Origin of the sequence: Calothrix sp. NIES-2098, assembly GCF_963875125.1 — a bacterium.
GTDB lineage: Bacteria > Cyanobacteriota > Cyanobacteriia > Cyanobacteriales > Nostocaceae > Aulosira.
Map to the genome: position 1 here is coordinate 8,033,623 of NZ_CAWNKJ010000001.1, position 12,445 is coordinate 8,046,067.

The following is a 12,445-nucleotide window of genomic DNA, read 5'->3' on the forward strand; positions in this document are numbered from 1 at the left end:
ATATGATCAAACTCTCTGATTATGTAATTCAGTTCATTGCCAATTTGGGAGTAGAACATATTTTTTTACTTCCAGGAGGAGGCTGTATGCATCTACTAGACTCTGTGGGTAGATGTCAGCAATTAAAATATATTTGCAATCTTCACGAACAAGCTTGCGCGATCGCAGCTGAAGCGTATGGACAATACACCAACAACTTAGGAGTAGCTTTAGTCACCACAGGGCCAGGGGGAACAAATACTCTTACTGGAGTTGCTGGAGCTTGGTTAGATTCTACACCTTGTTTATTTATCTCAGGTCAAGTTAAAACTGCTGATTTGGTAGGTAGGCGCGGTGTAAGACAGATGGGGTTTCAGGAAATAAATATTGTAGAGATGGTGAAACCAATTACTAAATATGCCGTAGTAGTGACAGACCCCAAAACCATCCGTTATCACCTCGAAAAAGCTGTTTACCTAGCCAAAAATGGTAGACCTGGGCCAGTGTGGATTGATATTCCCTTGGATATTCAAGCTGCTCAAATAGAAGAATCTGAGTTAGTTGGCTTTGATAAACAGGAATTAGAAAAACCAATTGATACAAATTTACTACAACAACAGATCGATGAAACTATTAGGCTATTAAACCAGTCAGAAAGACCCTGTATCTTAGTTGGTAACGGAGTTAGACTAGCCGGAGCGATAGAAGATTTCTTACAGTTAATCGAAATCCTCCAAATTCCAGTTCTCACCACATGGAAAGCTATTGACTTTTTGCCGGAATCTCACTGGTTATTTGCCGGTAGACCTGGAGCGATCGGACAGCGAGGAGCTAACTTTACTCAACAAAACTCTGACTTATTAATAAGTATTGGAGCTAGGCTAGATTTCGGACAAACTGGATACAATCATCAAAATTTTGCGCGTGGAGCTAAAAAAATTATTGTTGATATCGACCATAATGAAATTAGCAAAATGATGATGCCTATTGATGTCCCTGTCTATGCCGATGCAGGTAATTTTATCGAATATTTTTTGCTGCAAAAAGACAAAATTATCTCTCAAAACCGTAGTAGTTGGCTCAATCGTTGCAAAGATTGGCAAGCTAAATATCCTGTAATCCTCTCTGAATATTGGCACGAGTCAGATAGAGTTAATAACTACGTTCTTATTGATGTTTTATCTGAAGAAATGTCTGAAGATGATTTATTAATTCCTGGTAGTTCAGGAGCTTGTAGTGAAATTACCATGCAAGGGTTTAAAGTTAAGCCTGGAATGCGGATTTTTAATACCGAAGGGCTTGGAGCTATGGGTTTTGGTATTGCATCTGCTATTGGCGGCTGTTTAGCAAGTGGAGGAGAGCATACCATCTGTATTGATGGAGATGGCGGGTTTATTATGAATGTTCAAGAACTAGAAACTGTTAAGAGATTAAAACTACCTATTAAATTTTTTATTCTAAACAACGACGGTTATGTTTCTATTCAAAATACACAAAGAAATTATTTTCAAGGCAGATATGTCGCTAGTAATCATATTAGCGGTCTAACTTTACCTGAGCTTAGTAAAATTAGTGCAGCTTTTGATATTCATTATAGCCAAATAGCTAATCATCGAGAAATTAGAGAAAAGGTGAGAGAGGTATTAAATTCACCTTCAGCCTGTATTTGTGAAGTTCTAATATCACCTAATCAATTTACCGCTCCTCGTATTACTTCCACAAGCAAACCAGATGGTACTATGGTTTCTAAACCGCTTGAAGATATGTGGCCTTTTTTAGAGAGAGAAGAGTTTTTGGCTAATATGATTGTTACTCCTATTGAGGAATAATTTGTATAATCTTGCTCAATATAAAGTTTGCCATTGTTTAGAAAATACCAAAATGCTTATTTTTATTACTAATTAAACATCCTAAAAATAGGAATATGAAATGATTTTTTATCCTAAAAAAGAAAACATTAAAATTGCATTAAATAAAGAACTGGAAATTTTACTTAGTGAAGAATTTGATTCTGTCATCAAACGTGAAAAAGAGTCTTTTGATCGATTAGCAGAACCGTTTGAAAAATCCATTGTTTTATTTGGTTCTGGACAATTAGGAAGAAAAACTCTAGCGGGATTAAGAACATTAGGAATAGAACCCTTAGCATTTGCTGATAATAACTCTAATCTATGGCATCAATATATTGATAATTTAATTGTACTTTCTCCAGAAGAAGCTGCTGACAAATTTGGTGATAAAGCCGTGTTTATAGTTACAATTTGGAGAGCTTGTAGTACACATAGATTAGCTCACACAAGAGAACAGTTGCAACGGCTAAATTGTCAAAAAGTAGTTTCTTGTGCATTTTTATTTTGGAAATATTCTCAAATATTTTTACCCCATTACTGCTTAGATTTACCTCATAAAGTTTTTTTAGAAACTGAAAATATTAAAAAAGCCTTTTATCTTTTAGCTGATGAGCGATCGCAATCCGAATATTTAGCACAACTACGATGGCGAATATTGCTAGATTTTGACAATTTGCCTTCCCCTATCCCTCAAGAACAATATTTTCGGCAAGATATTTTTAACTTGTCTCCAGATGATGTATTTGTGGATTGTGGATCTTATGATGGAGATACTATTAAACAATTCTTAAAATATCAAAACTCATTTACTGGAAAAATTATTGCGTTAGAACCCGATCAAAAAAATTTTACTAAGCTGGAAGAATATGTTTACAGCTTAACTAGTATTATCAGAGAAAAAATAACGTTATTTCCTCTAGCAGTAGGTAAGCAAAAAGAAAGATTACGCTTTGCTGCTACAGGTACAGCTTCATCAGTAATCACAGAACTTGGTACCATCGAGGTAGATTGTGTTACTTTGGATGAATTATTAAGTAATTGTATTCCTTCCATTATCAAAATGGATATTGAAGGCGCAGAAATAGATGCTATTTTAGGAGCTAAAATATTAATTCAAAAATATTCTCCTATTCTAGCGATTTCTGTTTATCATTGCCAAAATCATTTATGGCAAATTCCTTTATTAATCCAGTCCCTTTCTAATCAATATCGCTTCTTTTTAAGCCCTCATGGTGAAGAATGTTGGGACTTAGTTTTTTATGCCGTTCCTATGAGTCGTTTAAAACTATAGTTTTAACTAATTTATATACATTAATATGCTTCAAAACACAAAACGCAACTGTCCCATCTGTAATAGCAAAGCTAAAAATTTATTGTTTGGACAAAAATTCTCTGCCTTATCTAATGGTAGCTTGTTAACAAGCTATGATGTCGTTGTCTGTGAAAATTGTGGATTTGGTTATGCTGATAATATTCCCGAACAAACTCAATTTGATATTTATTATCAGGAAATGTCAAAGTATGAATATCAAAATAGTGGAGGGAAAGAATCACAATTCGATCTGATACGTTTTGAGATGTATGTAAAGACTATTAAACCATATCTTAACTCAACAAAATCTTCAATACTTGACGTAGGTTGTGCCACTGGTCGTCTCCTATCCTTGCTTAAAGAAAGTGGATATGAAAATGTCCAAGGATTAGATCCTTCTCCTGTATGTTCTGAAGTAGCAGCAAAGTTGTATGGAATTTTTGTGCAAATAGGTAATCTTTGGGATATTGAAATTCCCGAAAAGCCTTTTGATTGCATTATATTAAGCGGTGTACTTGAACATATTCGAGATTTAGATAAGGCATTATCTAGACTAAGTAATATGTTAGCTGTTGAGGGAATACTTTTCATAGATGTTCCCGATGCTAGCCGATTTTCTGTGTATACTGATGCTCCATTCCAGCAATTTAGCATGGAACATATTAACTTTTTTTCTCCTGTTTCTTTATCTCGTTTGATGAGAAATTTTAATTTTGTTGAGCTACTTTCTTTGCAAGAAACTTATCCTCAAAGTGACAATACAACCTCAACATCAGTAATGGGTATTTATAAGAAAATAGAAAATTCATATCCGGTTTTTTTGCTTAGAGATCAAGTTACGGAAATTGACTTAAGTACTTATATTAAACAATCCCAACAAATTGAGTATTCTATTCATAAAATTATTAATGATCTTGTTGATAAAAACTCTCCTATTCTTGTTTGGGGAACTGGCACTCATACATTGAGATTGATGGAGACTAGTAGATTATCTCAGGCAAAAATTTCAGCTTTTATTGATTCTAATCATCGTTATCAAGCCAAAAAATTATTTAATATTCCTATCATTTCTCCTTATGATATAAAAAATCAACACGAACCCATCCTCATCTCATCTCGTGTGTTTCAAGAGAGTATAAAAATTCAAATTAGAGAAATACTTAAACTTGATAATGATTTAATAGTTTTGTACTAAATATTAAGCTGATGAATATAAATTATGTAAAAGCATATAAATTCTTACAAAAATTTCAATACTGTAAAATTACTAGGAATTAGTATTTTTATTTCTAAATATAATAGCAAGTATATGCTAATCATAAAGTATTTTTCTATGTAAATACTTGCTGACTTACGAAAATATAGTTAATCAGGATAATTAAACAATGTCAGATAATCTGTTTTCGATCATAATCCCTACTCGGCAAAGACACGATACACTGAAATATACGATTCAGAGCGTAATTAGTCAGACATATAAAGAATTTGAATTAATAGTTATGGATAATTTTAGCACCCGAGAAACTGCTGAAGTTGTCGCATCATTTGCAGATAAAAGAATAAAGTATTATCGCGCCCCTGAGCGATTATCAATGTCTGATAACTGGGAAATGGGTTTATCCCATGCTACCGGAGAATATATGTTTATTTTAGGAGATGACGATGCCTTAATGCCAGATGGGCTTGAACTGGCGGAAAAACTAATAAGTGAATATGCGGTCAATATCCTGTCTTGGCGGCGATATTCTTATGGATGGCCGAATGCAATAGTGCCTTGGGTTCGCAACAGATTATACCTTGGTTTATTGCAAGTGGCGGAGTTTTGGAACTCTAGAGAAAAGCTGAAACAATTTTATAATTATCAGCTTTCTCATGAATATTTGCCCATGATATACAACTCTTTTGTGCATAAAGACTTAATTGATAAAATCAAGTCGATACATGGGAAATATTTTATGTCATCTAATATGGGTATTGGGGCGGATGCTTACTCTGGGATAGTTAATGCTTACTTTTCAGATAGTTATCTATATTCGTTTCGCTCTATATCTATTATAGGAAGTTCGGCGAATAGTATAGGTGCATCAGTATGTTTTCCTGGTTTTAATGCAGAACCAATGAAAGCATTTCTAGAAGAAGAAAAAAAGTCTTTTACTATAGAATCTCATCCCAGGTTAGTTCCAACCAAGAATCAGGAGATAGGTTTTGCTGATGGACAAATTCGTACTAAAGAATTATTTTTCCCAGAGGATAATGAATTAGATATAGATATAAATAAATTATTAAATTATATAGCTTCATCAATAAATAGAGATCCAAGCCAATATCAAAGTATATTACAAGATATTGAGGCTTTAGCTAACAAACATAATATATCTGTTTCTACATTAAATATACCGCAGAAAATTACAACCGATCAATTAAATAATATACAACCTTATCAAGGAGTGATTGTAAATACAGATGGCTCGCTCAACGAACTAATTATTAATTGCGAGCAAGTAGGTATATCAAATGTTGCTGACGCTGTTAAACTAGCTCATGGAATATTGCCTAAACTGGAAAATATTGTTATTTATAATGTTAATCTCTATAAAGATAAACTCCATAATAATTTAAATATTAATAATCGAGATAATAAATCATTAACTCCCAAAATTTTAATAGACGGGGTATTTTTCCAACTATTTAACACGGGAATTGCCAGAGTATGGAAATCCCTATTAAAAGAATGGGCGAATACTGATTTTGCTAATCATATTTTGGTTTTAGATCGCGCTAATACAGCACCTATAATTAATGGTATTCATTATCGCAATATTCAATTCTACGACTATAACAATACTGAGAGCGATCGCCAGATTCTTCAACAAATTTGTGATGAAGAAGAAGCAGAATTATTTATTTCAACCTACTATACCACTCCTATTAATACACCTTCTGTATTTATGGCTTATGACATGATACCAGAAGTATTAGGGGGTAACTTAAATGAGCCAATGTGGAGGGAAAAGCATAACGGAATTAAACACGCTTCTGCTTTTATTGCGATATCAGAAAACACAGCTAAAGACTTAAGTAAATTTTTCCCAGCTATACCATTAGAATCTATTACTGTTGCCCATTGTGGGGTAGATTCTCTCTTTTGCCCAGCTTCTGATGTTGAAATAAACGCTTTTAAATATAAATATGGGATAAATAAACCCTATTTTCTATTAAGTGGATTAGGAGGATATAAAAACGCAATTCTCTTTTTTCAAGCATTTGCCCAACTCTACAATAAACAAAGTTTTGATATAGTAGCTACTGGTGCAGGTATTCTATTACCTTCTGAATGGCGAGAATATACTGCCGGATGCACTTTTCACGGTTTTCAACTAAACGATGAAGAATTAAGATTAGCTTATGCTGGAGCAGTAGCATTAGTTTATCCTTCTCAGTATGAAGGTTTTGGAATGCCAGTAGTTGAAGCAATGGCTTGTGGCTGTCCTGTAATTACTACTCCTAATGCGTCTTTACCAGAAGTTGGAGGAGAGGCTGTAATTTATGTCAAAGATGATGATATCGAGGGTATGGTTAATGCTTTATGCGAAGTGCAAAAACCTGATTGCAGAAACTTATTAATTAATGCAGGTTTAGAACAAGCGAAGCATTTTTCTTGGAAAGAAATGGCTAATATTGTTAAAATTGCTTTAATTAAAGCCACATTTCCAGAGTTGAACCTCAAAGAAATTAATATAATTATTTTTCCCGATTGGTCAGCAGATGAAGAAAAATTAGGATTAGAATTGATGGATGTTATGCAATTAATTGCATCCCATCCAAATCATCAGCAAATTACCCTACTGATAGATATCAATGATATTGCAAAAGAAGATGCTGATTTTTTCTTGCAAGGTATAGCTATGAATCTGATGCTGGAATCAGCAATAGATATAACTGAGAATTTGACAATTTCTTTATTGAGGGATTTGAGTGAGAGCCAGTGGCAAAGTTTAATTTCTTGTATTAAGGCCAGATTCGTCTTAGAACATGAAAATAAACAGATATTTGTCAATCAGCAAATCAAACAAATTCCTTTATGCTCTCTAGAAAGTTTATAACTATTAAAGTAAAATTGAATCTTGGTGTGGGAGCGAGGTAGAATCGTAGCTCTGACCTTCTGTTGTGCGATCGCATCATCACAATCGAATGTCTTATAGCCACCATTACTTTATACTTGTAACAGTTTTTTGGTTAATTTGCTCAAGCAGGTCACAAGATATTAATTAGGCTTGGACTGGTTATTTATCTGCGAATTAGTGTTACCTTCTTCCTTTTTCAATTTTTCTAAAACAACTTTGTAATCTTGGCGGTCTGGGCGTAACTTCACTAACTTTTCTAAAGGTTGAATCGCCCCCTGAGTATCTTTCAAATTTAGCCGCACATTTACTAACCCTTCCAAGGCCATTTGGTTCTCTGGTTCCCGTTGTAATACCATTTCAAAACCTTTTGCCTGTTTTTCTAATGAATTCTCTGGAGATGTAACTACTGCCTTAGGTGAGTGAATAGCCTGTTGTATGGCAGGAACCACTGAAAAGACGATAGAACCCAAGAATGACACAATTGATACTAATGTTAAAACCTTTTGTCGCCGCTCAATCTGCTTGCGACGGTTAATTAGGTATTGTTCGTCTGAACCCATACTTTATATGATGCTATGGTAAATACTTAGGTAATAGCAACCCTCCTGTTACAAGGGTACCCACTCCTTGACAGGACTTATCATCCTGTAAAGAAATATCTTTTGACACAAAATTCAAAACCTAGCTCTGTAGGGTCTGATGGAATGCGAATACAGGACTTACCCTTTCAGCAGAGATCGCCTGCCGTCGTATTGGTTCTCATACATGCAGGCAAGCATAGCAGGTAGAGTGTGTTCATAATGCCCAGGCTACCAAAGTAGCCTGTATTCTTTATAACCTTAACCGAGCAAATCAAAAAACTAAAGAAAAATAATTTACGAATAAAGTAATTTCTAGATAAGCAATAAATTTAGATTTTTTGTAGCTTCATCTATCTAAAGCACTATTTTATCTTTGCTAAAGACGTAAAATTAAATACTACAGAGATACCTCGTTGATGGCAATATAAAATTTATATAAAGATTTGCAAGAAGATTGTTTAGTTTCAGATGTTTGCGATATTCTATATAAGATTCAAATACGGGAAATAATTGAACCGTTAAATCACAAAACTTCCCAACAGCCCAGATTATATGGGTTTCACACTCTGCACATATTCCGTTGACTAAAACAAATACAATTTTACTAGTCGTATTTACCCTTGTTGTTGATGCATCTATGGAGACGACTAATAGTTGCTTTTGGTGCCTATGATGAGTGTTCGATGTAATTAGTATTTTGTGGTGGTAATTACCGTACAAAACCGAATTACGCAGCAACTTTGTAGAGTTAGTTATGGTATAGTTAAAAAGTTAAGACTAGCTTTGCCAAAAGTAAAACGCTCTACGCATCGGTGACATTTGCAAGACGGAAAGCAGTTTTGATTAAGCATTTACTAAACAAAATCTGAATTGAATCGAGGTTATGACTCAGCAAGTAATTCACCCAATGGTGAAATTGCAGCTTAACGTGCAATCACTCGTAGAATCGAATATTATCAAGCCATCTGATAGCATTTGGAAAATTGCTTTGCTCTATGGCAATGAATGGCAGTACTGGAAACAAGAACTGTTGGATTTTGGCTTTAGTATGCAAGATCCGATCGGTGAATTGTTAGCAGTAGAAGCTTGGGACGAAGAGTAAGGTTTGAAGTATGGGAGATGAAATTTTTCAGCCTTCATACTTGCTTGTATATGTCATTAGCAGGTAGCTAGTGCCGCAGCTAATTCTTGAGCAGTCTGATAGCGATCGCGTGGCAATGGCTCTGTAACGCGATCGATAATCGCTCTTAATTGAGGAGTAATTGTCGGAACACTAGTTACATCAAACCGAAAATGTCGCCCTCGCTGGTGGTAAAACTTGAAAGGATTTTCACCAGTCAGCAGGAAAATTAAGGTAGGGCCAATGGCGTATAAGTCTGATTGGGTGAGGGGTTGTCCTCGTTCTTGTTCGGGAGCGCAGTAGCCCTCAGCACCAATCCGAGTACCTGGGGCCGTACCAATTTCCTTAACCGCACCAAAATCAAGTACTACTATACGATTGTTAGAATTTCGCACCATAAGATTAGCGGGTTTAATATCCCGGTGAATCAATGGTGGTTGCTGACTGTGGAGATAATCTAAAATATCGCAGGTCTGAATCATCCAAGCGATCGCTTGACTTGGGATAACTGGCCCTGTGGTATAAATACGTTTTTCTAAATCTTGTCCGTGGACTAATTCCATCGCCAAATATTTTTTGCCGCCCTCAACAAAAAAGTCATAATATTTGGGAATTCCCGGATGATGAAGCGATTTGAGAGTATAAGCCTCCCGTTCAAATAATTCCTGGGCTTTAGCTATTTTCACCATATCGGCGTTCATCTGTTTTAACACCAGCAGTTGTGGGTGTCCGGCGATCGCACCTGCTGCATCCCAAGCAAGATAGGTAGTACCCATGCCTCCTTGCCCCAAAGTTCGTAAAACCTGATACTGGCGAATAGTCTTTTGCACCGATAAAGGTTGACCGCAATGGATGCAAAAGAGATTGTTGGGAGAGTTCCCTTCATGAGTACAGCTAGAAGATGAAGGCGCAAAGGTTTTTTCCGTTGAGCCGGGAATTTCTTTTTGCCGCGGCCAAGATTCTGGTGTTGTTACCTCCTGAAGTTGAAATTTTAGGATTGGGCCTCCCTGTGCTAGTTGCAGCAGGGAATTATCTGGTAGTTGGCTCTGAGTTACAAGGACGCCATTGAGGAAAGTTCCATTCGTACCATGACTAATTACCTGCCATGAATTGCCATTTTTGGCAGAATTGACTGGCTTAAGTTCTAAATGATAGCGGGAAACTAAACTATCATTTAATACCACATGATTATCCGCCGCGCGTCCCACTTTAATCGCGGAGGAGTTTTCAAAATACCATTGCTTGAGTGGCGTTTTTTGTTGCGGTTCTAGCAGTGTCAGAGTAACCACAATACAAGGTTAAAGGATGAAGGATAAAGGTTAAAAAATTGAGATGCAACTATCATTGGCCATAGTTTTGTTAGGTATTAACAACCTACCATTAGGGTGGTTGCAGTCTATAAAGATAGATAAGTCAAACTTCATATTTCATACTTATTTTGAACTGTCCAGATTGGGACGCACTTTTGCTCGGATTAGGATAGCGGTGATATTGTCATGACCATTGTATTGGTTTGCCAAATCAATTAGGTCTGTAACACCAGCTTCTAAATTAGTACCAGAGCCAAGCAAAGGAAGTAAGTGTGTTTGCCAATGGGTTTCTAATAAATCATTATCCGATAAACCGTCCGAGGCTAGTATAAAGAGAGTATCTTCATTAATCTCGAAAAACTCTACATCAGGATTAATTGAGTGTTCGTCACGGGGCCCTAGGGCTTGGGTAAGTTGGTAAGCATCGGGACGAGCATAAGCGATGCTGGCTTCTACTCCTCTCGTAATTTCACGTTGACCGACTTCGTGATCGACTGTGATTTGTTCCAATCCTCGTTTATGAGTTACGCAATAAAGGCGGCTATCTCCTACATGAGCAACTGCGGCGTGGCTGTCCTGAATTAAGAGCATTACTAGGGTAGTACCCATGCGCCCAACTCCAGAACGCACTTCTTTTTGATTCAGATCGTAAATTGCCTGATTTGCGAGATATACTGCTTCCCGGATTTCATCTTCTGTTGGCAGTTGGTTGGCAATCCAATGTTCTTGAAAGTATTGTCGCAAAGTATTGACTGCTAACTCACTAGCTACCTCGCCGCCCGCGTGTCCCCCCATACCGTCGCAGAGAATATATAAACCACGGGCTTGTAGAACTCTAGTTCTAGGTAACTCTAGTTTGTTAATGTTGGTTTCAATGCCAAAGTAGTCTTCATTGTGATGACGTTGACGACCCACATCAGTTTGTCCTGTATCTTGCAAGCTGCTTAACTGCATTGGCAAGACCACTGTAGGCATATCGTCGTTTTTGGCGTTGAAATCGTCTAACTCATCAAATTGCAGCATAGTTGGTGCAGTGTTGTACTGCTCCTGTGTTGGGGGCAAAGTTTCAATTGTCGGTGCAACGATTTCGGTAGACATTTCTTCCAAACGCGATCGCAATTGGGCAATGGTTTCAATCTTACCCAGTTCCAAATCACCTAACATCTGGACTACCGAGCCAAACTGAGTGCGTTGAGACTGTCTAAATAAAGCTTGCCAAACACGCCCCAAAGCTTTGATTGTTAAAGGTTGCTCTTGTTCAACAGATGTTTGCTCTGTTAAATTCGCTAGCACAGGATGAAATTCTTCCGAATACAAGCGTCCTAGGGCTAGAGTTTGGTCTTCATCCAAAAGCAAATTCGACAAATCCAAAAGACTTTGACAACAATTTACGGGTTCTAGGACTGCCCATAATTGGGTCATCTGATAGCACCAGTGTAAAATTTGCAATGAACTTGTAGTGTTTTCTTGCCACAAGTCAAGTAAACGCGGCCAATTTGAGCGATCTTGGATGAGTACGACCTGCATCTCATCTTTATGCCATGCATCATGAATTGGCGGAATTCCTGGATGTCCCTGTGGTTGTAAGGCTACATAAGGTTTAGCCAGTTGGGGAATTGCGCTTGCTTCTACTGATGGTGTTACTAGTCCCTTTTGGCGATTTTCTAACATCGCCAAAAAAGGTGAGATTTGATATGGTTGGCAATCTAAGACTTGAATACACACTTCAGTATTCGCAGCAGGTTCTTCTACACTTGGTAGCGGGTCTAATATTTGATAGCGTTGCTCTGGGTCTAAATAAGAGCCTACTACAAGCTGGGAGCTACTAGCTGTAGAGGATAGAGAAGGTATGACATCCTCATCTTTTCCTGCTTCCTGAATTTCGCGATCGCCCCCAGTTCCTATTTCCTCGCTACCAGTGGCTACTTTGCCAATAATTGCCAACCACACTGTTCCGCAGTCTGCGCCACAATTAAGACAACTTTTGGCGTTGACAGGTACGGAGGTACTACATTCCGGGCAGATCTTCTGGGTCAGGGATGCACCACAGTTTTGGCAGAATTTATTGGTATTGAAGTTTTCAAATTTACACTGAGGGCAAATCAGCATAGTGGAAGTTCCTCATTCCCGTTCCAAGGTGCTTCTAGCCATCAAATATCCAAAGTTTCA

Annotated in this window: 8 protein-coding genes; 5 read left to right on the forward strand and 3 right to left on the reverse strand. The window is 36.9% G+C overall.

Features of this window, described 5'->3' with window-relative positions:
- Positions 1–2 precede the first annotated feature (2 nt).
- The 4 genes from AACU33_RS33795 (at position 3) to AACU33_RS33810 (ending at position 7,244) form a co-directional block, all read left to right on the forward strand.
- Positions 3–1,808, forward strand: coding sequence for a thiamine pyrophosphate-binding protein (locus tag AACU33_RS33795; RefSeq protein WP_096594622.1), 1,806 nt, complete (start codon positions 3–5; stop codon positions 1,806–1,808).
- Positions 1,809–1,908: 100 nt separating this feature from the next.
- Positions 1,909–3,120, forward strand: coding sequence for an FkbM family methyltransferase (locus AACU33_RS33800; RefSeq protein WP_096594623.1), 1,212 nt, complete (start codon positions 1,909–1,911; stop codon positions 3,118–3,120).
- Between the two features lie 25 nt (positions 3,121–3,145).
- Positions 3,146–4,336 carry a class I SAM-dependent methyltransferase gene (locus AACU33_RS33805; RefSeq protein WP_096594624.1) on the forward strand — a complete coding sequence of 397 codons (1,191 nt, stop codon included), beginning with the start codon at positions 3,146–3,148 and terminating at the stop codon, positions 4,334–4,336.
- Between the two features lie 190 nt (positions 4,337–4,526).
- Positions 4,527–7,244 (forward strand): glycosyltransferase, encoded by a 2,718-nt coding sequence (locus AACU33_RS33810; protein ID WP_096594625.1) that lies wholly within the window; start codon positions 4,527–4,529, stop codon positions 7,242–7,244.
- Between the two features lie 161 nt (positions 7,245–7,405).
- Here AACU33_RS33810 and AACU33_RS33815 read toward each other — a convergent pair whose 3' ends face one another.
- Positions 7,406–7,825 (reverse strand): tetratricopeptide repeat protein, encoded by a 420-nt coding sequence (locus AACU33_RS33815; RefSeq protein WP_096594626.1) that lies wholly within the window; start codon positions 7,823–7,825, stop codon positions 7,406–7,408.
- A 904-nt stretch (positions 7,826–8,729) separates the two neighbouring features.
- Between AACU33_RS33815 and AACU33_RS33820 the strand changes: the two genes are divergently transcribed.
- Positions 8,730–8,948, forward strand: coding sequence for a DUF4327 family protein (locus AACU33_RS33820; RefSeq protein WP_096594627.1), 219 nt, complete (start codon positions 8,730–8,732; stop codon positions 8,946–8,948).
- Between the two features lie 56 nt (positions 8,949–9,004).
- Here AACU33_RS33820 and AACU33_RS33825 read toward each other — a convergent pair whose 3' ends face one another.
- Both AACU33_RS33825 and AACU33_RS33830 read right to left on the reverse strand, forming a co-directional pair.
- Positions 9,005–10,255, reverse strand: a complete 1,251-nt coding sequence (locus AACU33_RS33825) for an FHA domain-containing serine/threonine-protein kinase (protein WP_096594628.1) — start codon at positions 10,253–10,255, stop codon at positions 9,005–9,007.
- A gap of 144 nt (positions 10,256–10,399) precedes the next feature.
- A complete protein-coding gene (locus AACU33_RS33830; RefSeq protein ID WP_096594629.1) occupies positions 10,400–12,385 on the reverse strand; it encodes a serine/threonine phosphatase in 1,986 nt (661 codons plus the stop codon).
- Between the last annotated feature and the right edge of the window lie 60 nt (positions 12,386–12,445).

Coding starts and splice junctions, on each gene's coding strand:
- AACU33_RS33795 (WP_096594622.1), top strand. CDS start 3: ATGATCAAACTCTCTGATTATGTAATTCAGTTCATTGCCAATTTGGGA.
- AACU33_RS33800 (WP_096594623.1), top strand. CDS start 1,909: ATGATTTTTTATCCTAAAAAAGAAAACATTAAAATTGCATTAAATAAA.
- AACU33_RS33805 (WP_096594624.1), top strand. CDS start 3,146: ATGCTTCAAAACACAAAACGCAACTGTCCCATCTGTAATAGCAAAGCT.
- AACU33_RS33810 (WP_096594625.1), top strand. CDS start 4,527: ATGTCAGATAATCTGTTTTCGATCATAATCCCTACTCGGCAAAGACAC.
- AACU33_RS33815 (WP_096594626.1), bottom strand. CDS start 7,825: ATGGGTTCAGACGAACAATACCTAATTAACCGTCGCAAGCAGATTGAG.
- AACU33_RS33820 (WP_096594627.1), top strand. CDS start 8,730: ATGACTCAGCAAGTAATTCACCCAATGGTGAAATTGCAGCTTAACGTG.
- AACU33_RS33830 (WP_096594629.1), bottom strand. CDS start 12,385: ATGCTGATTTGCCCTCAGTGTAAATTTGAAAACTTCAATACCAATAAA.